Source organism: Amnibacterium sp., from assembly GCF_025463795.1.
Lineage (GTDB): Bacteria > Actinomycetota > Actinomycetes > Actinomycetales > Microbacteriaceae > Amnibacterium.
The window spans coordinates 1-24,554 of record NZ_JAODBE010000174.1; the positions used below are offsets into that span (position 1 = coordinate 1).

Sequence of the window (24,554 nt, forward strand, 5' to 3'; positions counted from 1 at the left end):
GACTCCATGAACTCGACCAGCGGCTCGTAGAAGGGCTTGCCGACGTGCTCCTCGTAGTGCTGGGCCAGCAGGTCCCGGTCGGCCTGCACCATCTTGAGGTCGACGAGCTTGTAGCCCTTCGCCTCGATGCGGCGGACGATCTCGCCCGTCAGGTTGCGGGCGACGCCGTCCGGCTTCACCAGCACCAGCGTCTCCTCGATCGTGTCTGCCATCAGGCTCCCGTCCTCTCGCTCGGCGAAGCGGCCCGGCGGTCGATCCGGCCGCCGACAATCATGCAGTAGACCCACAGCGCGGCGAAGACGACGCCCACGACGCCCACCGCCGGCTGGATCACGACGGCCGCGACGAGCACGACCTGCACGAGCCAGCCGAGGACGATCCCGATCCGGGACCGCGCGGTCGCCGCGGCGATCGCGATGACGACCAGCAGCGCGCCACCGCCGCCGAGCGCGAGCGGTGCGGGCAGCGCCCGCAGACCGAACACGACCAGGGCCGCGAGCACGACGACGAGGAACTCGGTCGCCAGCACGATCGAGGCGAGGCTCGCCGTGAGGCTCCGCGGCCGGCGCATCCGGCCGGTGGTCACGACGGCGACCAGCCGTTCTCACGCGCGATCTGCAGCACGCGGGCGACCAGCGTGATGGAGCCGAACGCGATCACGCCTGGGCCTCCGGAAGCCGGTTCCGACGGGTCGGGCAGCGAACCGGGGGCCGTGCCACCGGGGACCGCTTCGCCCTCGTCGCCCTCCGGGGCGTCCGCGGCCTGCTCGCGCGCGGTCTGCAGCGCCCGCTCGAGGTCGGGCTCCACGATCACCCGGTCGGCGCCGACGACGTCGACGACGACCCGAGCGAGCTCGTCCGGATCCATCCCCCGTGCGGACGGGGCGGCGGTCACGACGAACTCGTCGACGACGTCGGCCACCGCTCGCACCATGCCGGCGGCGTCCTTGTCCGAGAGCACGGCGAGCACGGCCACGACGTGCGAGAAGTGGAACGACTCGGCGAGCCCGGCGGCGAGCGCGGCCGCGCCGTGCGGGTTGTGTGCGGCGTCCACGACGACGGTCACCCCGGTCGCCGAGCCGGTGGGGACCACCTGCAGGCGTCCGGGCGAGGTCGCGAGTGCGAGCCCCTCGTCGAGCACCTGCCGATCGATGGCCAGGGTCCCGTCGCCGACGAACGTCTCGACGGCCGCGATGGCGACGGCGGCGTTCTGCGCCTGGTGCGCGCCGAGCAGCGGTACGAAGATCCCGTCGTAACGACCCACGCGGCCCTGCACGTCGACGAGCTGGCCGCCCACCGCGGGCGTTCGGGCGAGCACCCGGAAGTCGCGGCCCTCGAGCGAGACGGCCGCCTCGGAGAGCTCGGCCGCCCGCTCCACCTCGGCGAGCGCCTCCGGCGCCTGGATCGCCGACACGACGCTGCGGCCGGGCTTGATGATCCCGGCCTTCGTCCGCGCGATCGCGCCGATCGTCTTCCCGAGCCGGTCCGTGTGGTCGAGGTCGATCGGCGTGAAGACGGCGACCTGCCCGTCCGCGACGTTCGTCGAGTCCCACTCGCCGCCCATCCCGACCTCGATCACGCCGACGTCGATCGGCGCGTCCGCGAAGGTCGCGTAGGCGAGGACGGTGAGCGCCTCGAAGAAGGTGAGCGGCGCCTCGCCGGCGGCCTCGAGCTCCTGGTCGGCGAGCCCGATGTACGGCTCGACGTCGTGCCAGTTGCGCAGCAGGGTGTCGTCGTCGATCGGCTCGCCGTCGACCACGATCCGCTCGTTCAGCCGGCCGAGGTCGGGGCTCGTGAACAGCCCGGTGCGCAGGTTCTGGGCCCGGAGCAGGCTCTCGATGATCCGGCTCGTGGACGTCTTGCCGTTCGTGCCGGTGATGTGGACGATCGGATACGCCCGGTGCGGATCGCCGAGCAGCTCGAGCGCCCGGCGCGTGGCCGTGAGCCGCGGCTGCGGGGCGACCTCCCCCACCCGCGCGTAGATCGCGTCGAGCATCCCGTCGAGGGCGGACCGGTCAGACATCGAGCACCACCGCTCCAGTCTTCCGCAGCTCGAAGCGGGCGCCGTCCGTCGCACCCCAGTTCCCGGCGGGGATGCGGGTGAGCGTGCCGTCGGGCCAGCGCTGCACGCGGTCGACGGTCCCGGCCGATGCGGGCGCCGTGTCGAGCGCCGCCGTGAGGGTCTCCCCCGTCACGAGGTCGCCGTGCACCTCCAGCATGCGAAGCAGCTCGGCGTCGCCCTCCACCGCGAGCTCGATGCGGTCGGTCACCTCGAGACCCGCCGTGCGGCGGGCCTGCTGGACGTCGCGGATGAAGTCCCGCGCGCGCCCCTCGAGCTCGAGATCGGGTGTCACCTCAGTGGCGAGCAGCACGAAGCCGCCGGACGGCACGAGGCCGACGGCCTCGCCATCGCCACCGCCGGCCCGCTCGAGCACGAGGTCGTACTCGCCCTCGAACAGCTCGACGTCGCCGACGACGACCACGTCGCCGTCGTGGCGCCAGTCCCCGGACCTGGCGGCCGCGATGACCGCCTGCACCTGTCGGCCGATGCGCGGTCCCAGAGCCCGCGCGTTGACCGAGAGCCGTTCGCTGACCCCGTACCGGGCGGCGCTCGTCGCGTCCTCGGCGGCGAAGGCCACCTGCTTCACGTTCAGCTCGTCGGCGAGGATCGCCGAGCCGAGCTCCGTCAGGTCGGCCGCGTCGGATGCGACCACCGTGAGCTTCGACAGCGGCAGCCGCACCCGGAGGCCTGCCTCCTTGCGGAGCGCGAGGGCCGTCGAGGTGATCTCGCGCAGCCGGTCCATCCGGGCGACGAGCGCCGCGTCCGTCGGGAACTCGTCCGCGTCCGGCCAGTCGGCGAGATGCACGCTGCGGCCGCCCGTGAGGCCGCGCCAGATCTTCTCGCTGACGAGCGGCAGGAGCGGTGCGGTGAGCCGGGTCACGGTCTCGAGCACCGTGAAGAGGGTGTCGAACGCGGCACGGCTGTCCGGGCCCACGCCCGCCTGGGCCGACGGCCCCTGCCGGGCCGGGGAGTCCGACGTGTCGCTCGGCGACGAGGCGGCCGTGCCGGTGGGGGGTGCAAGCCTGGACGTTCCCGTCCGCACGGCCCAGAACCGCTCGCGGCTCCGCCGTACGTACCAGTTGGTCAGCACGTCGGCGAAGTCGCGGAGCCGCGCCGTCGCGCCGCTGCCGTCGAAGGCGTCGAGATCGGCGGTGACCGCTCGCACGAGGTCGCCGGTGGCGGCGAGCAGGTAGCGGTCGAGCGGATCCGTCGAGTCCGTGCGCCGCTGCGCGTCGTAGCCCTCAGCGCCTGCGTAGAGCGAGAAGAAGTAGTAGGTGCTCCAGAGCGGCAGCAGCACCTGGCGCACGCCCTCGCGGATGCCCTCCTCGGTGACGATGAGGTTCCCTCCCCGCAGCACGGGGCTGGCGAGCAGGAACCACCGCATGGCGTCGGAGCCGTCGCGGTCGAACACCTCGGACACGTCGGGGTAGTTGCGGAGCGACTTGGACATCTTCTGCCCGTCGCTGCCGAGGACGATCCCGTGGCTCATCACGGTCGAGAACGCGGGCCGGTCGAACAGCGGGGTCGACAGCGCGTGCAGCGTGTAGAACCAGCCGCGAGTCTGCCCGATGTACTCGACGATGAAGTCGGCGGGGCTGTGCGAGTCGAACCAGTCGGCGTTCTCGAACGGGTAGTGCACCTGCGCGAACGGCATCGAACCCGAGTCGAACCACACGTCGAGCACGTCCTCGATGCGCCGCATCGTGCTGCGGCCGGTGGGGTCGTCGGGGTTCGGGCGGGTCAGCTCGTCGATGTACGGCCGGTGGAGGTCGACCTCGCCCTCCGGGTTGCGCGGCAGGCGCCCGAAGTCGCGCTCGAGCTCGGCGAGCGAGCCGTACACGTCGACGCGCGGGTGCGCGGGGTCGTCGCTCCGCCAGACGGGGATCGGGCTCCCCCAGTAGCGGTTGCGGCTGATCGACCAGTCCCGCGCGCCCTGCAGCCACTTGCCGAACTGGCCGTCCTTCACGTTCTCCGGGACCCAGGTGATCCGCTGGTTCAGCTCGACCATGCGGTCGCGATACTCGGTTACGCGCACGAACCAGCTCGACACCGCCTTGTAGACGAGCGGCTTGCGGCAACGCCAGCAGTGCGGGTAGCTGTGCTCGTACGACGCCTCGCGCAGGAGGCGGCCCTTCGCCTTCAGGGCACGGATGATGGGGCGGTTCGCCTCGAACACGTGCTGGCCGGCGATCGGATCGAGCTCGGTCCCGGCGAACATCGGCAGGAACCTGGCGCCGGCGTCCACGGACACGATCGTGGGGATGCCGGCCCCGGCGCACACGACCTGGTCGTCCTCGCCGTACGCGGGCGCCTGGTGCACGACCCCGGTCCCCTCCTCCGTCGAGACGTAGTCGGCGACCAGGACGCGCCAGGCCTCGCCGGTGCCCCAGACCTCGGTGTCGGCGTAGAAGTCCCAGAGCCGGTCGTACTGCACGCCCTCGAGGTTCCGCCCGAGCACCGTGCGCGAGACCGCGCCGCGCGCGTCGTCGGCGGACGCGTAGCCGAGCTCCTTGAAGTAGTCCCCGACGCGCGCGGTCGCGATGAGGTACTCGCCGCCGAGGACCTCCCGGTCGAGGCCCGCCCGGTTCGGGGTGCTGTCCGGCGCCTCCGAGTCGGGGGTGCCGGCGGGGCCGCCCGGCACGACGGCGTACTCGATGTCCGGCCCGACGGCGAGCGCCAGGTTGGTGGGCAGGGTCCACGGCGTCGTGGTCCAGGCGAGGGCGCGCACCGCGGTGAGGCCGAGCGACTCCGCCTTCTCCCCCACGAGCGGGAAGGTGACGGTGACGGACGGGTCCTGGCGTCGCTTGTAGACGTCGTCGTCCATCCGCAGCTCATGGTTCGAGAGCGGCGTCTCGTCGTTCCAGCAGTAGGGCAGCACGCGGAAGCCCTCGTAGGCGAGGCCCTTGTCGTACAGCTGCTTGAACGCCCAGAGCACGCTCTCCATGAACGAGGGGTCGAGCGTCTTGTAGTCGTTGTCGAAGTCGACCCAGCGGGCCTGGCGGGTGACGTAGTCGCGCCACTCCCCCGTGTACTTCAGCACGGACGCCCGCGCGACGGCGTTGAAGCGGTCGACGCCCATGGACTCGATCTCGTCCTTGGTCGTGATGCCGAGCTGGCGCATCGCCTCGAGCTCGGCGGGGAGCCCGTGCGTGTCCCAGCCGAAGCGGCGGTGCACCTGACGGCCGCGCATGGTCTGGTAGCGCGGGAACGCGTCCTTCGCGTAGCCGGTCAGCAGGTGCCCGTAGTGGGGCAGGCCGTTCGCGAACGGCGGCCCGTCGTAGAACACCCACTCCGGCGCACCCTGCCGCTGGTCGATGGATGCCTGGAAGGTTCCGTCGGCCGCCCAGAGCGCGAGGACCTCGCGCTCGACGTCCGGGAAGCGCGGGCTGGGGCTGACGGGCTCGCCGCCGTCCTTCGGATACACCGTTCGTCCTCCGTGCTGGTTCAGCACGGGGACGCCGTTCCCGACGCGGTACCACCCCGCTTGACGCCGCACGACGTGCGCCGCCCACTCCTTGCCGGCGATGACGGGCCGCCCCGTCCGGTTCTACTTGCCGCTCGCGCGACGTTCTTCCGGAGACTCCCCGGTGATGGCCGGATCGATGTCGTTGCGCCGATCCTACCGCCCGGCGGCACGCATCGCCGGGCCGGGTCAGCCGGCCGGAGCGGTCAGCTGGACGAGGTTGCCGCAGGTGTCGTCGAGCACGGCCGTGGTCACGGGCCCCATCGCCGTGGGCTCCCGCGTGAACCGCACCCCGAGCGCGCGCAGCCGCTCGTACTCCGCATGCACGTCGACGACCGTGAAGGAGGCGAACGGGATGCCGTCGGCGACGAGCGCCCGCGTGAACGGCTTCGTCGCGGGATGCGCGTCCGGCTCCAGGAGCAGCTCGACGCCGTCCGGATCCTCCGGCGAGACGACGGTGAGCCACCGGTACTCCCCGAGCGGGACGTCGTGCTTCGCTCGGAAGCCGAGCACCTCGGTGTAGAAGCGCAGCGCCTTCTCCTGGTCGTCCACGAACACGCTCGTCAGGCCGATCCTCATGGCATCCCTCCTTCGGCCCCATCCTCGCGCCCCAGCGGCCCGTTCAGAGGAGAAGCTCGCGTGCGGGCGCCGAGAGCGCGCGGTTCTGCTAAATGAGCGGCGGGGGCGTCACGCGGTGCGGATGCGCGCGGCCACCAGGCCGAAGCAGGCGGCCGCGAGCGCGGCGAGCACGAGGAGGAGGACCGGCTCCGGGGCCACCGCCGTGAGCGCGGCGAGCACGACCGGGACGACGAAGCCGACGTAGGTGACGCTGTAGTAGACGGCGGTCACCCCCGCGAGGTCGTCGGGCCGGGCCATCCGCTGCACCTCGGTGAGCCCCGCGACGAGGCTCAGGCCGTAGCCGGCACCGAGCACGGCCGCGATCGGCACCCCGAGCAGCGGCTCCCTCACCACCGCCTCGAGCGAGACGAGCAGCACCCCCACGACCACGAGGCCGAGCCCGACCAGGAGTTGGCGCCCGCCGGTGGCGCTTCCGATCCGCACCGCGAACGGCTGGATGGCGGCGCCGCAGGTGAGCGCGACGACCGCGAGCAGCGTGGCGTAGAGCACGGCGCCGTCCCCGACCTTCGCCGCGACCAGCGCCGGCGTCACGGCGAACGCGAGCCCGGCGCAGCCGAACACCCACGGCGCGCCGGGCACGATGACGCCGAGGAACCGCCGGCGCACGTCGCGTGGCACGCCGAGATCCGCCAGCAGCGGTCGGCGAACGGCCGCGGCCGGGGTGCGGGTCTCCGCGGCGCGGAGCAGCGCCGCACCGGCGGCGAGGGTGAGCACGACGTGGACGACGTACGGCAGCACGGTCGGTGCCGGAGCGAAGCGAGCGAGCAGGCCGGACACGAGCGGTCCGAGCCCGAATCCGGCGGTCAGGGTGAGCGAGGCCCGGCGTGCGGCGGTGGAGCCGACCACGTCGTTCGACAGCTCCTTCACCCAGCTGCTGCCCACGACCATCGCGATCGCCACGCTGACGCCGGAGACGAACCGGCCGATCCCGAGCACGGCGACGGAACCGGCGCCTGCCGCGAGCACGACGGAGCCGAGGCAGCCGAGCACCACACCGGCCACGAGCAGCGGCCGGCGGCCGTGTCGGTCGGAGAGCGGGCCGGCGACGAGGAAGCCGGGGATGATCCCCACGATGTAGAGGGCGAACAGCAGATCGACCTCGACGGACGTGTACCCCTCGCGGGCCCGGTAGAGCAGCAGCAGGACGCTGAAGTGGTTGCCGCCGTAGGCGAGCGCGAGGATCGCGGGCGCGACCCGTAGCCACCCCCGTCCCCCCACGTGCGGCACGCTACCGCCCCGCCGCCGGCCGGCCGTCGGCCGGTAAGCTTGCAGCAGCCCTTCGGGGCGGCGAATCAGGCACCAGCCGGGCATCCGGCGGACGCGGTGCCGCACATATCGATGGAGCAGTCATGACGACGACGACCACGCCCGCCCTGCCGCAGGTGCCCGACAAGCCCGCCCTCGAGGGGCTCGAGCACAAGTGGGCCGCCCGGTGGGAGGAGTCCGGGATCCACCGGTTCCCGCGGACCGCAGGAGGCCGGGTCGGCGTCTACTCCATCGACACCCCGCCCCCGACCGCCTCGGGCTCCCTGCACATCGGGCATGTCTTCAGCTTCACCCACACCGACCTGCTCGCCCGGTTCCACCGGATGCGGGGTGAGCGCGTCTTCTACCCGATGGGCTGGGACGACAACGGCCTGCCGACCGAGCGCCGCGTGCAGAACTACTACGGCGTGCGCTGCGACCCCTCGCTCCCCTACGACGCGGAGTTCCGGCCGCCGGCCGAGGGCACGGCGAAGTCGACGAAGGCCGCCGACCAGGTGCCGATCTCGCGGCGCAACTTCATCGAGCTGTGCCGGCGCCTCACGGAGGAGGACGAGCAGCGGTTCGAGGAGGTCTTCCGCTTCCTCGGGCTCTCCGTCGACTGGCGGCAGACCTACCGGACCATCGGCGACGAGGCGCGTGCCATCTCGCAGCGGGCCTTCCTCAACAACCTCGAGCGCGGCGAGGCGTACCAGGCGCTCGCCCCGAGCCTCTGGGATGTGAGCTTCCGCACCGCGGTCGCCCAGGCGGAGCTCGAGGACCGCGAACAGCCCGGGGCGTACCACACGATCGCCTTCGCGGGGCCGTCAGAGGACGTCGTCATCGAGTCGACGCGACCCGAGCTGCTGCCCGCCTGCGTGGCGCTCGTCGCGCATCCGGACGACGAGCGGTACCGCGACCTCTTCGGCCGCACCGTGCGCTCCCCGATCTTCGGCGTCGAGGTGCCGGTGGTCGCCCATCACCTCGCCCAGCCCGACAAGGGCACCGGCATCGCGATGGTCTGCACGTTCGGCGATCTGAACGACGTCGTCTGGTGGCGCGAGTTCGACCTGCCCACGCGCACGGTCATCGGCTTCGACGGCCGGATCGTCCCCGACGCCCCGGACGCCATCACGAGCGAGTCGGGCCGTGCGGCCTACGCCGAGCTCGCCGGCAAGACGGTGTTCTCCGCTCGCGCCGCGGTGGTCGAGCAGCTGCGCGCCACCGGCGCCCTGCTCGCCGACCCCCGGCCGATCACGCACCCCGTGAAGTTCTACGAGAAGGGCGACCGGCCGCTCGAGATCGTGCCCACGCGGCAGTGGTACCTCGTGAACGGCGCGCGCGACGAGGTCCTCCGCGACCGGCTCCTCCAGCGCGGCCGCGAGCTGCAGTTCGTCCCCGAGTTCATGCGCGTCCGCTACGAGAACTGGGTGACCGGCCTGACCGGTGACTGGCTCGTCTCGCGGCAGCGGTTCTTCGGGGTGCCGCTGCCGGTGTGGTACCGCGTCGACGAGCACGGCGAGGTCGACCACGACGAGGTGCTCGTCCCCGAGCGCGACTCCCTGCCCGTGGATCCCTCCACGGACGTGCCGCCCGGATTCACCGAGGGCGACCGCGGCCGGCCCGGCGGGTTCGTCGGCGAGGTCGACATCATGGACACGTGGGCGACGTCGTCGCTGACCCCCGAGATCGCCGGTGGCCGGTACCGCGGCGACGGGCTCTGGGAGGCCGTATTCCCGTTCGACCTGCGCCCGCAGGGGCAGGACATCATCCGCACCTGGCTGTTCTCGACGCTGCTGCGCTCCGAGCTGGAGCACCACGAGCTGCCGTGGCGCACCGCCGCGATCAGCGGTTTCATCGTCGACCCCGACCGCAAGAAGATGTCCAAGTCGAAGGGCAACGTCGTGACGCCCGCCGCGATCCTCGAGCAGCACGGCTCGGATGCGGTGCGGTACTGGGCGGCGTCCAGCCGTCTCGGCTCCGACGCGGCCCTCGACGTCGCGAACCCGACGCAGATGCGCAAGGGACGCAAGCTCGCGATCAAGGTGCTGAACGCCGCGAAGTTCATCCTGGGCCTCGAAGCAGGGGCGCTGGGGACGGATGCGGTCACCGAGCCGCTCGACCTCGGGATGCTCGCGGCCCTCGACCGCGTCGTCGACGACGCGACGCGCGCGTACGAGGCCGAGGACCACGCCCGCGCACTCGAGCTCGTCGAGCCGTTCTTCTGGACCTTCTGCGACGACCACCTCGAGCTCGTGAAGGACCGCGCCTACGGGCTCCCCGGTCAGGGCCGCGACTCCGCCGTCGCTGCCCTGCGGATCGCGCTCGACACCCTGCTCGGGCTGCTCGCGCCGGTGCTGCCGTTCGCGGCGGAGGAGGCATGGAGCTGGTCGCACGACGGCTCGCTGCACACCTCCAGCTGGCCCGTCCCGACCGCGCTCGGCGGCGATCCGGAGCTGCTGACCGCCGCGGGCGAGGCCCTCATCGGGATCCGACGCGCCAAGACCGATGCCAAGGTGTCGCAGCGGACGCCGGTAGCATCGGCACGCATCACCGGCCCCGAGCAGACCGTGCACCGCATCGGGCTCGTGGCCGGCGACGTGGGGGCAGCGGGCCGCATCGGATCCCTGTCGCTCGACCCCGGCGGGGACGCCGTCGAGGTCGCCGACGTCGTGTTCCAACCGACCGAATCGTGACGAAGGGGCCGGCCGTGACCGTCACCATCAAGCCGCTCACCGAGCGGGACTTCTTCGCCTGGTACGCGCTCTTCACCGAGTACGCGGCCTCGGCCGAGATCGAGCTCACCGACGAGCACGCGATGCGCGTGTGGACCCGCCTGCAGAGCGACGACGCCCACGGCGTGGTCGCCGCGGACGAGGGCGGCCAGACCGTCGGCCTCGTGCACTTCATCGGCATCGAGCGCCTGCTGCAGGGCGACTCCACCTTCCTCATCGAGGACCTCTACGTGGCCGAGCACGCGCGCCGCGCGGGCGTGGCCACCGCGCTCGTCGAGCACGTGCGCACGCGTGCCGAGGAGGAGGGCCGAGCTGCCGTGCGCTGGGTGTCGCGTCCTGACGACCCGGCCGCCAAGGCGCTGCACGACAAGTTCGCGGCATCCGCCGGCGGCTGGGTGCTGCACGACCTGCCCGTCGGCTGACCCGTGCGTCTCGGCACCCGCTGGCCCGTCGGTGCCGCTGCGCCCGCGAGCCTGCCCGGCGCGGTCCGCGCCGCCGTCTCGGCGGTGGAGGAGGAGCTCGAGGCGACCGGGCAGGCGACGACCGGCTGGGGCTGGACGCTCACCTACCTCGAGGACCGTCCGATCGTCGATCTCGACGACGGCACGCGCATCCGCCTCGTCCCCGGCGACGATGCGGCGCTGATCACGACCGTGGAGCTCGACGCCGCCCAGGACTGACCCGCGACGCAGCGATGCCGTGCGCCCTCCCGCTGACGGGACGGACGCACGGCATCGTGGTGGGGGCGCAGGCGGTCATCGCACGGGGCCGGCGGAGTACCGGTGGACGAAGGCCGCGGTGCGGGCCTCGTCCACGGCACGTGCCGCTCCCGAGCGACGCGCCTGCTCCCGGCGGTCGGCGCGGACCGCGGCGTCCCGACCCCAGAGGATCAGGGCGACGCCGACCCGCAGCGCGACCCGGTCGACGAGCGCCAGCGGGGGCAGTGCGGGCAGCGCCCACTCCGCCTCCGCGACGCGCTCGTCCAGGTGCGTCGTGTTCATGGTGGTGTCCTTCGATTGGTGCCCGGATGGGCGCCGGGCGCACGGATGCACCCGGTTCCACGCACAGGGGTGTGCGCAGCCTGTGGCCTGCAGAGGCAGGCGGCGAGGTGCTCGTCCCTAGGAGATGGACGAGCTGCGACCCGGCGCGGAAGCGCAACGGATCGGGCGAGCGGGACCTGAGGTCGAACCGCTAGGCGACGAGAGCGCCGGTGGTGTGGCGCGGCGACTGAATCGGAGTCATGCTGCGCCTCCTTCCTGTTCCGGCGAGCACCCGACGCTAGCGCAGGCGGTTCTCAGGCCACAAGAGCTTCCGGGCGTGTCGAGATCAGGAGAACGGGCGGGCGTCGGTGAAGGGCCGGCGGTTCAGGTCGATGCGGCGCGGGGCCGGCTGCTGCTCCGGGCGGGCGGCGTGCTTCGTGCTCGCGAGCAGCAGGGCGAGGCCGAGCTGCATGAGGACGCGGTCCACGAGGGAGACGCGCCCGGTCGGCGCGGCGACGAGGCGCATGCCGCTCTCGGCGGGACGGCCGGTCGTGGGAACGGGGATGGGTGCTGTGGCGGTCATCGCTGTGCTTCCTCCGGGGACTCCGGAGCGGTCGGTGGTGCTGTGGTGGTGGTGGTGGTGTCGACCACGGGGAAGGCGCGGAGGTGGATGTCCACACGGCTGCGCTCCGGGTCGTCGCTGTCGCGCCCGCGGTAGCGGTGCACGAGGGCCTCGAAGTCGCGGCCGAACTGCGCGAGCTCGTCGGGTGAGAGCGGGATGTTGGCGGAGAAGATGCTCGCGGCCGTGCGCCAGCCGGGCTCGAAGGCGCTGCGGGCGCGCCAGAACGCGGCGAACCGCTCCTGCTCGAGCCGCTGGAACTCCTCCTCGACGAGCTCACCTGCGGCCCGGCCCGCCTCGCTGTCGGCGAGCTCGGGACCGAGCAGCTCGATGGCGCCGGGCACGCGCTCCCACCAGCGGTCCCGCCCGTTGCCGCGGGCCGTGTCCTCGCGGACGAACCCGTGGCGCGCGAGCTGGCGCAGGTGGTAGCTGGTCGCGCCGCTGGACTCTCCGAGTCGGGCTGCGAGGGCGCTCGCGGTGGCCGGCCCGAAGCTCGTCAGCGCGCTGAAGAGCTGGACGCGGAGGGGATGCGCCAAGGCGCGCAGCGCCTCCAGGCTCACCGGCCTCGCGCCGGACTGCTCCCCCTCGGTCATACCGGAATCCTATCATTGCAAAGTGGTCTTTGCAAACGGTTCTTTGCAGCCACTCCTTTGCAACGAGACGTTGGGAAGGGTCTCCTACACTGCCGCCATGGCGCACAACCCGTTCTTCGAACCCTCCGGGCTGCCTGCCGCACTTCCCCCGTTCGCCGAGATCCGCGACGAGCACTACCAGCCGGCCTTCGAGCGGGGCATGTCGGAGCACCTCGTCGCGGTCGCGCGCGTGGTCGAGAACCCCGAGGCGCCGACCTTCGAGAACACGGTCGAGGCCCTCGAGACGGCGGCCCCGCTGCTGAGCAGGGTCGCCGCGTCGTTCTTCACGGTCAGCGCCGCGGACGGGCGCCCGTTCATCCGGGACCTCGAGGAGCGGATGGCGCCGCGTCTCGCGGCGCACGAGGACGCGATCCACCTCAACAGCCGGCTCTTCGCCCGGATCGAGGCCGTGCACGACGCGCGAGCCGGACTCGACCCCGCCTCGAGGTTCCTCGTCGAGCGGTACCACACGGAGTTCGTGCTCGCCGGAGCGGCCCTCGCGCCCGCACGGAAGGACGAGCTGCGGGTGCTCAACGAGCGGCTTTCCGAGCTCACCACGCGGTTCGACGCGAACCTGGTCGCCGACACGAACGACCTCGCGCTCCGGCTCACGGATGCTGACGAGCTGGCCGGGTTGGAGGCCGACGAGGTGTCGGCCGCGCGCGCAGCGGCCGAGGACCGGGGCGTGGACGGCTGGCTCCTGACCCTCGTGCTGCCGACCGGTCAGCCTGCGCTGGCGCGACTGGCCCGACCGGACGTCAGGGCTCGACTGCTCGAGGCCTCGCTCGCCCGCGCGTCCCGTGGGGGCGAGCACGACACCCGGGAGCTGCTGCTCGAGATCGTGCGGCTGCGCGCCCGCCGCGCCCGCCTCCTCGGCTTCGAGAACCACGCCGCGGCGGTGCTGGCCGACGAGACCGCGCGGACGCCCGAAGCCGTCTCCGCGATGCTCGATCGCCTGGCACCGGCCGCTGCCGGCAACGCCCGTGCGGAGGCGGAGGCCCTCACGGCGCGCCTCCGCGAGGAGATCGGTGCCGACCGGCCGCTGACCGCGCCGGACTGGGCCTGGGCGGCCGAGCGCGAGCGCGCCGCACGGTTCGACCTGGACGCCGCGGTGCTCCGCCCCTACCTCGAGGCCGGCCGGGTGCTCCGCGACGGCGTGTTCGAAGCCGCTCGCCGCCTCTACGGCCTCCGCTTCACGGAGCGGCCGGACCTCGTCGGGTACCACCCCGACGTGCAGATCTTCGAGGTCGCCGACGACGAGCAGGTGCTCGGCCTCTACCTGCTCGACCTGTACACGCGCGACACGAAGCGCGGCGGCGCGTGGATGAGCTCACTCGTCGACCGCGTCGCGCTCCTCGGGCAGGAGCAGGCGGTCGTCGTGAACAACCTCAACGTCCCGAAGCCCGGGATCGGCGAGCCGACGCTGCTGACGCTCGACTCGACCGAGACCCTCTTCCACGAGTTCGGGCACGCGCTGCACGGCCTGTTCGCCGCGACCCGGCATCCGAAGACGGCGGGGACGAACGTGCCCCGCGACTTCGTGGAGTTCCCGAGCCAGGTGAACGAGATGTGGGTGCTGTGGCCGGAGGTCCTCGCCTCCTACGCCCACCACGTGGAGACGGGCGAGCCGATGCCGGCCGAGGTCGCCGACCGCCTCCGGGCGGCGCGGCGGTTCGGCGAGGGCTTCTCGACGACGGAGTACCTCGCCGCCGCCGTGCTCGACCAGGCATGGCACCGCCTCTCGGTCGACGAGGCGGACGCCGTGACCGACGTCGCGGCCTTCGAGGCCGCCGCGCTGAAGACGGCCGGGCTGGCGGTACCGGGCGTCCCGCCTCGGTACTCGTCGGCGTACTTCGCGCACGTCTTCTCCGGCGGCTACAGCGCCGCCTACTACGCGTACATCTGGAGCGAGGTGCTCGGCGCCGACACCGTGGCCTGGTTCGAGGAGCACGGCGGCCTGGTCCGGGAGAACGGGGACCGCTTCCGGCGCCTCGTCCTCGGGGTGGGCGGATCGAAGGATCCCCTCGAGGCGTACCGCGAGTTCCGGGGACGCGACGCCTCCATCGGGCCGCTGCTGGAGCGCCGCGGCCTCAGGTGATCGCACTCATCCGTCCGGCGTGTTCAGGATCTCCCCCGCGGCGCGCCGCGGTCGGGGGCGGATCGTCCTGAGATCCGCTGCGGGTTCCTGAGAACGACGGGTGGGGGCGGGCGACGCCCCCGCGTCCGGTCAGGCCGACTTCTCCTGACGGATGCGCTTGCGCGGCACGATCGTCGGTGCGGCGTTCTTCTCGACCGCGTCGCGCGTGATGACGACCCGGGCGACCTCGTTCGAGGACGGCACCTCGAACATCACCGGGCCGAGCACCTCCTCGAGGATCGCGCGGAGGCCGCGGGCGCCGGTCTGCCGCAGCACGGCCAGGTCGGCGATGGCCTGGAGCGCACCGGCGTCGAACTCGAGGTCGACGCCGTCGATCTCGAACATCCGCTGGTACTGCTTCACGAGCGCGTTCTTCGGCTCCGTGAGGATCTCCATCAGCGCGTCCCGGTCGAGCGGCAGCACCGTCGTGACGACGGGGAGCCGGCCGATGAACTCGGGGATGAGGCCGAACTTGTGCAGGTCCTCCGGCAGCACCTCGCTGTACAGCGTCTTCTCGTCGAGCTTCGAGTGCAGCTGGGCGCCGAATCCGATGCCCTTCTTGCCGATGCGCTGGGAGATGATCTGCTCGAGCCCCGCGAAGGCGCCCGCCACGATGAACAGCACGTTCGTCGTGTCGATCTGGATGAACTCCTGATGCGGGTGCTTGCGGCCGCCCTGCGGCGGCACGCTCGCGGTCGTGCCCTCGAGGATCTTCAGCAGCGCCTGCTGCACGCCCTCGCCGGAGACGTCGCGGGTGATCGACGGGTTCTCGGCCTTGCGGGCGATCTTGTCGACCTCGTCGATGTAGATGATCCCGGTCTCGGCGCGCTTGACGTCGTAGTCGGCGGCCTGGATGAGCTTCAGGAGGATGTTCTCGACGTCCTCGCCGACGTAGCCCGCCTCGGTGAGGGCCGTGGCGTCGGCGACCGCGAACGGCACGTTCAGCCGCTTCGCGAGGGTCTGCGCGAGGTAGGTCTTGCCGCAGCCCGTCGGGCCGATCAGCAGGATGTTCGACTTCGCGATCTCGATGTCGTCCTTGATCGCCTCGGCCGGCGCGAGGGTGCCATGAGCGCGGACGCGCTTGTAGTGGTTGTAGACCGCGACGGACAGCGCCTTCTTGGCCGCGTCCTGGCCGATGACGTACTCCTCGAGGAAGGCGAAGATCTCCTTCGGCTTCGGCAGGTCGAAGTCGCTCGGGCCCTCGTCGGCCGCCTCGGCGAGGCGCTCCTCGATGATCTCGTTGCAGAGCTCGACGCACTCGTCGCAGATGTACACACCGGGTCCGGCGATCAGCTGCTGCACCTGCTTCTGGCTCTTGCCGCAGAAGGAGCATTTCAGCAGATCGGCGCTTTCGCCCATTCGAGCCATCGAGCGTCTCTCCCCCGGTCAGGTTGCTTGCCGATGAGCCTAACCCGCGCATAGGAACCCGCCCGCAGCGTGTCGGGGGTGTTGCGCACCAGTTCGGGGCACGGCGGCACGCGTGCGCACCCTGGTGCGGATGTGACCGATGGGATCCGGGCCGACCCGGGAGAATCGGGGCATGGATGTCGACGCCCTCGAGGCCGAAGCCGCGGCGACGCTGCCGCCCCACGTCTACGACTACTTCCGAGCGACGGCGGGCGGACCGGAGGTCGCCCTGCGGTCCGTCGACGCCTGGCGCCGCTTCCTGCACCGCCCGCACGTCCTCCGGAACACGGCGGTCGTCGACACGGCCACGACGGTGCTCGGCACCCCGGTGGCCGGCCCGATCCTCGTGGCGCCGATGGCGCAGCAGGTCGCCGCGGATCCGCTCGGTGAACGGGCGACCGCGGCCGCGACCGCATCCGCCGGCACGCTCCTCGGCGTCTCGACGAACACCGCGGTGCCGTTCGCGGACGTCACGGCTGCCGGAGCGCCGTGGTGGTTCCAGCTCTACCTGTTCCGGGACCGCGCGATCTCGGAGCAGCTGGTCGACCGGGCGGTGGAGGAGGGCGCCAGAGCCATGATCCTCACGGTCGACATCACCGGACTGCAGCACCCGTCCCCCGAGGCGACCTACTCGGTCGACCCCACGGCGTGGCCCCTCTCCCCGGGCGCGGACCGGCTCGCGAACATCGACCCGGACCTGCGCGCGCGGTCGAGGGGCGAGGGCGGCTGGTTCGACCGCGACATGGGACTGGGCGCGGTCGAGTGGCTCCGCGAGCGCAGCGGGCTGCCCGTCGTGGTGAAGGGTGTGCTGCGGGGTGACGACGCGCGGCGCGCGGTCGACGCCGGCGCGGCGGCGGTGCTCGTCTCGACGCACGGGGCGCGAGCCTTCGCCTCCTCGATCCCGAGCGCGGACGCCCTGGCCGGGGTCGTCGACGCCGTCGGATCCGAGGTCGAGGTCTACGTCGACTCCGGGCTGCGCAGCGGCATCGATGTGGCGACGGCGGTGGCGCTCGGGGCACGAGCCGCGTTCCTCGGCCGGCCGGTCATGTGGGGCCTCGCGACCGGCGGTGAGAGGGGTGTGCGGCGCGTGCTCGAGACGGTGCACGAGGAGCTGGTCACCGCGATGGACCTGCTCGGCGCGGCCTCGGTCGCCGACCTCACGCCGGACCTCGTCGTCCGCCCCTGAGACGCGCCCGGCCCGACGCTGCACACCTCGGCCGTCAGCGCCCGACCACGGCCACGCCGGCCACCAGCACGTCGAGCAGCGTCTCGAAGCTGCGATCCAGGTCGTCCGGCAGCCCGAATCCGCCGCCGGACTCCAGCACCGCGAAACCGTGCACGGCCGATCGGACGACACGGATGGCGTCGATCAACCGGTCGTCCGGCAGGCCCGTGCCGCGCAGCACCGCGGCGATGATGCCGACGGCGTCCGCGGCGGCGAGGCGCACGGCCGCGCCGGCGCCCTCGCCGTCGGGTGCGACCTGGGTGGCCGCGTAGAGCCCCGGGTGCTCGAGCGCGAAGCCGCGCACGGCGTGACCGAGCGCCCGGATGGCGTCGGCGCCGGCCCGGCCGACGGTGGCGCCGGCGCTCCTCCTGGCCAGCTCGCGGAGCGCGACCACCGCGACGCCCTGCCGCAGGTCGGCGAGCGAGTCGACGTGCTTGTAGAGGCTCGGCACGGCGACTCCCGCCGCCGACGCGACCGCCGCGAGCGACAGCCGCGCGAATCCGTCAGGAGTCTCGTCGACCAGGCGCACGGCGAGGTCGACCACGGCGTCGCGGCTCAGCCCGGCCCTAGGCACGGGGCGACCGCCACTCGGCCCCGTCGCGCAGCCCGTCGAGAAAGGCGGCGATCGCCGGCAGCACGACGTCGGGCCGCTGGGTGTGCGCGTAGTGCGCCGCCTCGGGCACGAGCAGGGTCTGCGCGGCGAGCCGCTCCCCCATCCACGCGAGCTCTGCCGCCGGGTCGGCGTAGTCGGGGTCGAGCGCCCCGACCGCGATCAGCGCGGGCACGTGCACGGCGTCCAGCCGGGGCTCGACCACGGCATGGTCGAGCTGCACCGCCAGCTGCCGGAACGCCGCCAGCCGGCCCGGTTCGCGGAGCGCGGCCGTGATCGCCGCGACGTGCACGTCGAGGTCCGCCGGTCGGCGGCCGCGGTGCAGCGGGCCGGCGTAGTAGCGGGTCCAGAAGGCGACGCCCCACGGGCGGGCGAACAGCAGGCGGTAGACGATCCGGTTGATCCGCAGGCGGCGGGCGGACGCCGGTTCCCGCAGGAACGGGCTGAGCAGCACCAGGCCCCGCACGAGGTCGGGGCGATCGGCGGCTGCGAGGACGGCCGCGGATCCGCCGAACGAGTTGCCGATCAGCACGGCCGGCTGTCCGAGCGACTCGAGGAGGGCCACCAGGTCCGCGGCGGTCGCCGCGTCGCCGTGCTCCGCGAAGGAGGTGTCGCTGTCGCCGTGGCCGCGGACATCGGTCGTGACGACGCGGTGGCCGTGCACGATCAGGTCGGCGGCGAGGCCGTCGTAGACGGAGCGGAGGTCGCCCATGCCCGGCACGGCGACGACGAGCGGGCCGGTGCCCGCGTCGGTGAAGGCGATCCGGCCGCCGGGACGGCCGAGGTGGTGCACATCCGGCGATACGCTCATCTGCATAGCCGCAAAGCTAGTCGCATTAGCCACAGGGGTCAAGGGCCGGGAACGACGAAGGGCGGGACCGGTGCGGCCCCGCCCTTCGTGTGCCGGAGATCAGGCGCGCGCGAGCGCCGGGGTCGCGGAGACCTGCTTGCGGGTGGTGAGCACCTGGTCGACCAGGCCGTACTCGAGGGCCTCCTGGCCGTTCAGGATCTTGTCGCGCTCGATGTCGCGGTTGACCTGCTCGATGCTGCGGTTCGAGTGCTTCGACAGCGTCTCCTCGAGCCACGTACGCATCCGCAGCACCTCGGCGGCCTGGATCTCGATGTCGCTCGCCTGACCGCCGGATCCCCCGGACGTGGCCGGCTGGTGGATCAGGATGCGGGCGTTCGGCAGCGCGAGCCGCTTGCCCGGGGCGCCGGCGGCGGTGATGACGGCGGCGGCCGACGCGGCCTGACCGAGCACGACCGTGGAGATCTGCGGGCGGATGTACTGCATGGTGTCGTAGATCGCCGTCATGGCCGTGAACGAGCCGCCGGGCGAGTTGATGTACATCATGATGTCGCGATCGGGGTCCTGGCTCTCGAGCACGAGCAGCTGGGCCATGATGTCGTCCGCGGAGGCGTCGTCGATCTGCACGCCGAGGAAGACGACGCGGTCCTCGAAGAGCTTCGCGTACGGGTCCTGGCGCTTGAAGCCGTACGCCGTGCGCTCCTCGAAGCTCGGGAGGATGTAGCGGCCTTGGGGCGTCATCGGCAGCGATCCGGCCGCCTGGAAGGTGGGGGTGTCCATGTCGGGCTGTCCTGTCTCTCGAGTGATCAGAGGTTCGCAGCGCTGACGGTCTGCTGCTTGTCGGTGCCGCCGCCGCCGGTGACGTCCGACGCGGACGCACGGATGTGGTCGACGAAGCCGTAGTCGAGGGCCTGCTGGGCGTTGAACCAGCGGTCGCGGTCGCCGTCGGCGTTCACCTGGTCGACCGTCTTGCCGGTCGCCTCAGCGGTGATCTCGGCGAGGCGCTTCTTCATGTCGATGATGAGCTGCGCCTGCGTCTGGATGTCCGACGACGTGCCGCCGAACCCGCCGTGGGGCTGGTGGAGCAGCACGCGAGCGTTCGGCGTGATGTACCGCTTGCCCTTCGTGCCTGCGGTGAGCAGCAGCTGCCCCATCGAGGCGGCCATGCCGATGCCCACGGTCACGACGTCGTTCGGGATGAACTGCATCGTGTCGTAGATCGCCATGCCGGCTGTGATCGAGCCGCCGGGCGAGTTGATGTAGAGGTAGATGTCGCGGTCGCTGTCCTCGGCGGCGAGCAGCAGCAGCTTCGCGGCGATCTCGTTCGCGTTCTCGTCGCGCACCTCGCTGCCGAGCCAGATGATTCGGTCGCGCAGCAGCCGGTCGAAGACGCTGGGCTGGGGGCTCATGTCGGCCATGTTCGGTACGACTCCTTGTTCGGTTTCGTGGTCTGGCGACAACGGTACTGAGCGGAGCCGACCGCCCCGGCGATGTTCGCCATGGGCAGAGCCGCCGTCGGGCGAGCTCGGAGGCGGCCCGCCGGGGGGCGCTCACGGCCCGATGAGGAGCAGGTCGACCGTCGGATCCCCGGAGAACGCGCCCCGTGACGCAGTTCGGGCCGCTCTCCACCGAGGAGAGCGGCCCGACGTGCGACGCGGGCAGGGTCAGGCGGTCGCGGGCTCGCTGCCGCCCTCGACCACGACGGGCTCGACGGTCTCCTCGTCGGCCAGGTCCTCGGGCGAGGTGGCGACGACGAGCTCCGACAGGTCGACCGGCTTGCCGTCGGTGTCGACGACCTTCACCCGGCCGAGGAGCACGCTGATCGCCTTGCTGCGCGCGACCTCGCTCATCATCGAGGGCAGCTGGTTGTTCTGCTGCAGCACCTCGACGAACTCCTGCGGCTGCATGCCGTACTGCTGGGCGCTCTGCACGAGGTACTGCGCGAGCTCGTCCTGCGAGACGCCGATGCGCTCCTGCTCGGCGACCGCGTCGAAGAGCAGCTGCGACTTGAACGCCTTCTCGCTCGACTCGGCGACCTCGGCGCGGTGCACGTCGTCCTCGAGCCGGCCCTCGGACTCGAGGTGGCGCTGCACCTCGTCCTCGATGAGCTGCTGCGGCACGGGCACCTCGACCTGCGCGAGCAGGGCGTCGGCGACCTTGTCGCGGGCCTCGCCCACCTGGGCGAACCGCTTCTGCCGCTCGACCTGGCCGCGCAGGTCGGCGCGGAGCTCCTCGAGCGTGTCGAACTCGCTCGCCATCTGCGCGAACTCGTCGTCCAGCTCGGGCAGCTCCCGCTCCTTGACGGCGAGGACGGTGACCGCGATCTCGGCCTGCTCACCCTCGTGATCGCCGCCGAGCAGCGTGGAGCTGAACGTGGTGCTCTCCCCCGCGGTCAGCGACTCGAGCGCCTCGTCGATGCCCTCGATCAGCTCGCCGGATCCGATCTCGTAGGAGATGGCGTTCGCGGAGTCGACCTGCTCCTCGCCGATGGTGGCGATCAGGTCGATCTGCACGAAGTCGCCGGTCTTCGCGGGACGCTCGACGGAGACGAGTGTGCCGAAGCGGGTGCGGAGCTCGTCGAGCTGCGCGTCGACGTCGGCGTCGGTGACCTCGATCGGCGCGACGGCGACGGTGAGGGAGTCGAGGTCGGGCAGCGCGATCTCGGGGCGGACGTCGACCTCGACGGTGACCTGCAGGTCGCCGGAGAAGTCCGCGGCGTCGGGCCAGGCGGTGATGTCCGCCTCGGGCCGGCCGAGCGGGCGGAGGTCGTTCTCCTCGATCGCCTGACGGAAGAACCCGTCGAGGCCCTCGTTGACCGCGTGCTCGAGCACGGCCGCGCGGCCGACGCGCTGGTCGATGATGGGCGGCGGGACCTTGCCCTTGCGGAACCCGGGGATCGACACGTCCTGCGCGATGTGGCTGTAGGCGTGGTCGATGCTCGGTCGCAGATCCGCCGGCGGGACGGAGATCGCGAGCTTGACGCGGGTCGGGCTCAGCTTCTCGACGGTGGTGGTGGTGACCATGGCGGCCTGACGTTTCCTTCCGGGATGCGGTGCGCATCCGTCGACTTCGGCGGGTCGGGGCGACAGGATTCGAACCTGCGGCCTCCCGCTCCCAAAGCGGGCGCTCTACCAAGCTGAGCTACGCCCCGCGATCCGTCAGCGGACTTCGGGACGCGGCCCGCTCGACCCGCGAGAGCGGGGACCGTCGTGCCACGACGGCCGAACGGCCCGGTCGAGTCTAGGCCACCTGAAGGATCCGGGCTCCCAGGCGAGGAGCGACGCCGGGGTCCGGCGTCCCTCCGTTCGCCGTGCGGCGTCAGCCCTCGTTGCCCGCGAGATGTGCGGCGAGGAACCAGCGGTCCTCGACGAGGCCGCGCTCGATCTCGATGCAGACGTCCTGGCTCGACAGGTCGCTGTCGTCGAGCCCCTCGATCGCCTCGCGGACGGTCTTCAGCGTGGCGTCGATCTGACCGACGACCTGACTGATCATCACGTCGTAGTTGTGGAAGCCGTCCGGCATCTCGGGCAGCGTGTGCTTCTGCGCGACCGTCGTGAGGCGGGCGTCGACGGGCAGCCCGAGCGCGACCACGCGCTCCGCAGCGAGGTCGGCGAACGCCTGCGCGTGCAGCACGACCTTGTCGAGCAGCTTGTGCACGGCGATGAAGTTGACGCCGCGCACGTGCCAATGGGCCTGCTTGCCGTCGATGACGAGCGCCTGGCAGTTGATGACGATGGGCGACAGGAACTGGCCGACCTTGTTGACGGTCTCCATGTCCATGGAGCTCTGCGGGACGGTCTGGATCTCGGTCCGGAGCGCGGCGGTGTCGGTCATCGGGTTGTCCTCTCTCTCGCGTCGCTAGACGATGCGCCCAGTAGAGCGGATCGCCCTGAACGGGCACCGAACGCGCCCCGTGCGCGCTCGATGGATCCCCCGAGGACGGCCGCTCAGATGGCGGCGTCGGCCGACCCGGCGGTCGCGCCCTCGTCCGGATCATCGGTCGAGACGGACGCGTCCTCCTCCGCCACCTCGTCCGCGGGCGGCGTGAGCCGGCGGCCCACCTCGATCGCTGCCGCGGATCCCGCCAGCCCGGCAGCGACCGCGAAGAGGCCCCAGCCGAGACCCCAGCGCTTGCGGCCGATCAGCGCGTCGAGCGAGAGGTCGCCGGGGCCGTCGTTCGTGAGGCCCGCCACGACGGCCGCCAGCACGGCGTTGTACTCCCAGCCGCCGCCCGAGTTCCACAAGCCGTTCTTGAAGTGCACCTTGCGCACGGCGGTCGCCATCGTGCCGATGAGGGCGGCTGCGGCGAAAGGCGTGCCCGCGCCGAGCGCGATCCCGGCACCACCGACCGTCTCGCTCAGGGCGGCGGCGCGCGCGTTCACCTTCGCCGGATGCATGGCGAGGGCCGTCATCATCTGCTCCGTGCCCTCGAGGCCCGGGCCGCCGAACGCGCCGCGCAGCTTCTGGAGCCCGTGCCCCACGAAGAAGCCGCCGACGACCAGGCGGACGACCAGCTTGCCGAAGTCCATCCCGTTCCCCTTCCGGTTCGCGTCGCCGTGGGCGAGCGCCTCAGACGGTACGGCGCCCCGCTGACCGAATCCCGGGACCCGGGTTCACGCGAGCAGTGGCGCGACCTGCTCGCCCGCGAAGCGCACGAACTCCTCGGGGTCCGGCTCGGTCGCCGTCGGCTGCAGCACGACCGTGTCCACGCCGGCGTCCGCCCATCGCCGCGCGGCCGCGGCGATCGCCTCCCCGTCGCCGGCGGCACCGACGTCGGCCTCCTCGGGGAACTTCCACGCCCGGCGCTCGGCGTCGAACCGCTCCTGCGCTCCCTGGCCGGTCGCGGCGAGCACGAACGCGACCACGCGGAACGGATCGGTGCGGCCGGCGGCCTCGCGACCGGCGCGGATGCGTTCCAGCGCCCTGCGCGCCATCTCCGGCGTCGTGCCGCCGGTCAGGATCACCCCGTCCGCCTTCGCACCGACCAGCTCGAGGGTCTTCGGGCCCTCGGCGCCGGCGAGGACCGGGACGCGCTGCTGCGGCGGCCAGTCGAGGGCGACGTCCTGCAGGTGCACGTAACGGCCGTCGACCGTCACCCGCTCACCCGCGAGCAGGGCGCGCAGCGCGTCGAGGTACTCGCCGAGCAGGGTGAGCGGCGATGCGACCCTGGCGCCGATCCATCCCATCCACTCGAGCACCCCGTGCCCGACGCCGATCATGGCGCGGCCGGGGAAGAGCCGCTCGAGCGCGGCGGTCTCCATGGCGGCGGCGGCGACGTTCCGCATCGGCACGGGCATGAGCCCCACGCCGACGCGCAGGCGCTCCGTCCAGGCGAGCGCGGCGGCCATGGAGGACACCGCGCCCTCCTTGAAGCAGTCCTCCCACAGCCACAGCTCCTCGAGCCCTGCTTCGTCAGCGGCACGGGCCACGTCGCGCAGCCGCTCGGGTGCGAACTGGGGCAGGAAGACGACGCCGAGGGTGGTCATGGGGCCATCCTCGCCCACCTCGCCGACCGTGGGTCAGGCCGCCGCCCGCTTCTGCCCCCCGCGGCCGACGAGGCGGGCGAGCCGCCGCTGGATCCCCCACACCGTCACCCGGCGCATCGCCTCGACGACGATGGCGCGGCTCATCTTGCTGGTCCCCTGCTCCCGCTCGACGAAGGTGATCGGGACCTCGCGGATGGCGAGCCCGGCGTCGCTCGCCCGGAGCGCGAGCTCCACCTGGAACACGTAGCCCTCCCCGCGCACGGTCGCGAGGTCGAGCGCCTGCAGCGCCGAGGCCCGGTAGGCCCGGAAGCCGCCGGTGATGTCGTGCATCGGCACGGAGAGCATGGCCCTGGCGTACCGGTTGCCGGCGACGGAGAGGAAGCGCCGCCGCAAGGGCCAGTTGACGGTGCTGCCGCCCGGCATCCACCGCGTGCCGAGCACGACGTCGGCGCCGTCGCTCGCCGCCGCGAGCAGCCGCTCGAGGTCCTCCGGACGGTGCGAGCCGTCGGC

The 24,554-nt window shown here is 72.3% G+C and carries 24 protein-coding genes and 1 tRNA gene; 5 read left to right on the forward strand and 20 right to left on the reverse strand.

What is annotated here, in order from left to right:
* The 6 genes from JWQ92_RS14945 to JWQ92_RS14970 form a co-directional block, all read right to left on the reverse strand.
* The coding region (locus JWQ92_RS14945) for a nucleoside-diphosphate kinase (protein ID WP_297345259.1) at window positions 1–212 on the reverse strand (212 nt) is incomplete at its 3' end.
* Window positions 212–586 (reverse strand): DUF4233 domain-containing protein, encoded by a 375-nt coding sequence (locus JWQ92_RS14950; protein WP_297345260.1) that lies wholly within the window; start codon window positions 584–586, stop codon window positions 212–214. The genes JWQ92_RS14945 and JWQ92_RS14950, both read right to left, overlap by 1 nt.
* Window positions 583–2,022, reverse strand: a complete 1,440-nt coding sequence (locus JWQ92_RS14955) for a Mur ligase family protein (RefSeq protein WP_297345261.1) — start codon at window positions 2,020–2,022, stop codon at window positions 583–585. Before JWQ92_RS14955 ends, JWQ92_RS14950 begins: the two co-directional genes overlap by 4 nt.
* The gene (gene ileS / locus JWQ92_RS14960; protein ID WP_297345262.1) at window positions 2,015–5,485 is read right to left on the reverse strand and encodes an isoleucine--tRNA ligase; all 3,471 of its coding nucleotides are present in this window, start codon (window positions 5,483–5,485) and stop codon (window positions 2,015–2,017) included. Before ileS ends, JWQ92_RS14955 begins: the two co-directional genes overlap by 8 nt.
* A 228-nt stretch (window positions 5,486–5,713) precedes the next feature.
* Entirely contained in the window at window positions 5,714–6,103 is a 390-nt protein-coding gene (locus JWQ92_RS14965) for a VOC family protein (protein WP_297345263.1), read from the reverse strand.
* 108 nt (window positions 6,104–6,211) lie between these two features.
* A complete protein-coding gene (locus JWQ92_RS14970; protein WP_297345264.1) occupies window positions 6,212–7,381 on the reverse strand; it encodes an MFS transporter in 1,170 nt (389 codons plus the stop codon).
* 131 nt (window positions 7,382–7,512) lie between these two features.
* On the opposite strand from JWQ92_RS14970, the gene valS reads away from it, so the two are divergent.
* Genes valS through JWQ92_RS14985 form a run of 3 tightly spaced genes read left to right on the forward strand, consistent with a single transcriptional unit; the run spans window position 7,513 to window position 10,820 of the window.
* Window positions 7,513–10,101: a valine--tRNA ligase gene (gene valS, locus JWQ92_RS14975; RefSeq protein ID WP_297345265.1), complete on the forward strand. Its 2,589-nt coding sequence runs from the start codon at window positions 7,513–7,515 to the stop codon at window positions 10,099–10,101.
* A gap of 14 nt (window positions 10,102–10,115) precedes the next feature.
* On the forward strand, window positions 10,116–10,562 hold the full coding sequence (locus JWQ92_RS14980) for a GNAT family N-acetyltransferase (protein ID WP_297345266.1): 447 nt from the start codon (window positions 10,116–10,118) through the stop codon (window positions 10,560–10,562).
* A gap of 3 nt (window positions 10,563–10,565) precedes the next feature.
* Window positions 10,566–10,820, forward strand: coding sequence for a hypothetical protein (locus tag JWQ92_RS14985; RefSeq protein WP_297345267.1), 255 nt, complete (start codon window positions 10,566–10,568; stop codon window positions 10,818–10,820).
* 75 nt (window positions 10,821–10,895) lie between these two features.
* Here JWQ92_RS14985 and JWQ92_RS14990 read toward each other — a convergent pair whose 3' ends face one another.
* The 3 genes from JWQ92_RS14990 to JWQ92_RS15000 form a co-directional block, all read right to left on the reverse strand.
* Window positions 10,896–11,141 (reverse strand): hypothetical protein, encoded by a 246-nt coding sequence (locus JWQ92_RS14990; RefSeq protein WP_297345268.1) that lies wholly within the window; start codon window positions 11,139–11,141, stop codon window positions 10,896–10,898.
* Window positions 11,142–11,466: 325 nt separating this feature from the next.
* Window positions 11,467–11,703: a hypothetical protein gene (locus JWQ92_RS14995; protein ID WP_297345269.1), complete on the reverse strand. Its 237-nt coding sequence runs from the start codon at window positions 11,701–11,703 to the stop codon at window positions 11,467–11,469.
* Complete coding sequence (locus JWQ92_RS15000; RefSeq protein WP_297345270.1) at window positions 11,700–12,332, reverse strand: helix-turn-helix domain-containing protein; 633 nt, start codon at window positions 12,330–12,332, stop codon at window positions 11,700–11,702. The genes JWQ92_RS14995 and JWQ92_RS15000 overlap by 4 nt, the downstream gene beginning before the upstream one ends.
* 97 nt (window positions 12,333–12,429) lie before the next feature.
* On the opposite strand from JWQ92_RS15000, the gene JWQ92_RS15005 reads away from it, so the two are divergent.
* Window positions 12,430–14,469: a M3 family metallopeptidase gene (locus JWQ92_RS15005; protein ID WP_297345271.1), complete on the forward strand. Its 2,040-nt coding sequence runs from the start codon at window positions 12,430–12,432 to the stop codon at window positions 14,467–14,469.
* A gap of 129 nt (window positions 14,470–14,598) precedes the next feature.
* Here the strand turns inward: JWQ92_RS15005 and clpX are convergent, their stop codons facing one another.
* On the reverse strand, window positions 14,599–15,876 hold the full coding sequence (clpX, locus tag JWQ92_RS15010; RefSeq protein WP_297345272.1) for an ATP-dependent Clp protease ATP-binding subunit ClpX: 1,278 nt from the start codon (window positions 15,874–15,876) through the stop codon (window positions 14,599–14,601).
* A 172-nt stretch (window positions 15,877–16,048) separates the two neighbouring features.
* On the opposite strand from clpX, the gene JWQ92_RS15015 reads away from it, so the two are divergent.
* On the forward strand, window positions 16,049–17,101 hold the full coding sequence (locus tag JWQ92_RS15015) for an alpha-hydroxy acid oxidase (protein WP_297345273.1): 1,053 nt from the start codon (window positions 16,049–16,051) through the stop codon (window positions 17,099–17,101).
* A gap of 34 nt (window positions 17,102–17,135) precedes the next feature.
* Here JWQ92_RS15015 and JWQ92_RS15020 read toward each other — a convergent pair whose 3' ends face one another.
* The 10 genes from JWQ92_RS15020 to JWQ92_RS15065 form a co-directional block, all read right to left on the reverse strand.
* Window positions 17,136–17,714: a TetR/AcrR family transcriptional regulator gene (locus JWQ92_RS15020; protein WP_297345274.1), complete on the reverse strand. Its 579-nt coding sequence runs from the start codon at window positions 17,712–17,714 to the stop codon at window positions 17,136–17,138.
* Window positions 17,707–18,561 carry an alpha/beta fold hydrolase gene (locus JWQ92_RS15025; protein ID WP_297345275.1) on the reverse strand — a complete coding sequence of 285 codons (855 nt, stop codon included), beginning with the start codon at window positions 18,559–18,561 and terminating at the stop codon, window positions 17,707–17,709. Before JWQ92_RS15025 ends, JWQ92_RS15020 begins: the two co-directional genes overlap by 8 nt.
* A gap of 99 nt (window positions 18,562–18,660) precedes the next feature.
* Window positions 18,661–19,338, reverse strand: a complete 678-nt coding sequence (locus tag JWQ92_RS15030; protein WP_297345276.1) for an ATP-dependent Clp protease proteolytic subunit — start codon at window positions 19,336–19,338, stop codon at window positions 18,661–18,663.
* A 26-nt stretch (window positions 19,339–19,364) separates the two neighbouring features.
* On the reverse strand, window positions 19,365–19,976 hold the full coding sequence (locus tag JWQ92_RS15035; protein WP_297345277.1) for an ATP-dependent Clp protease proteolytic subunit: 612 nt from the start codon (window positions 19,974–19,976) through the stop codon (window positions 19,365–19,367).
* Window positions 19,977–20,222: 246 nt separating this feature from the next.
* On the reverse strand, window positions 20,223–21,581 hold the full coding sequence (tig, locus tag JWQ92_RS15040) for a trigger factor (RefSeq protein WP_297345278.1): 1,359 nt from the start codon (window positions 21,579–21,581) through the stop codon (window positions 20,223–20,225).
* Between the two features lie 54 nt (window positions 21,582–21,635).
* A tRNA-Pro gene (locus JWQ92_RS15045) sits at window positions 21,636–21,709 on the reverse strand.
* Window positions 21,710–21,876: 167 nt separating this feature from the next.
* Complete coding sequence (locus tag JWQ92_RS15050; RefSeq protein ID WP_367276748.1) at window positions 21,877–22,392, reverse strand: Dps family protein; 516 nt, start codon at window positions 22,390–22,392, stop codon at window positions 21,877–21,879.
* A gap of 113 nt (window positions 22,393–22,505) precedes the next feature.
* On the reverse strand, window positions 22,506–23,087 hold the full coding sequence (locus tag JWQ92_RS15055) for a DoxX family protein (RefSeq protein WP_297345279.1): 582 nt from the start codon (window positions 23,085–23,087) through the stop codon (window positions 22,506–22,508).
* Window positions 23,088–23,171: 84 nt separating this feature from the next.
* Window positions 23,172–24,044 (reverse strand): LLM class flavin-dependent oxidoreductase, encoded by an 873-nt coding sequence (locus JWQ92_RS15060; protein WP_297345280.1) that lies wholly within the window; start codon window positions 24,042–24,044, stop codon window positions 23,172–23,174.
* Between the two features lie 33 nt (window positions 24,045–24,077).
* The coding region (locus JWQ92_RS15065; protein ID WP_297345281.1) for a glycosyltransferase at window positions 24,078–24,554 on the reverse strand (477 nt) is incomplete at its 5' end.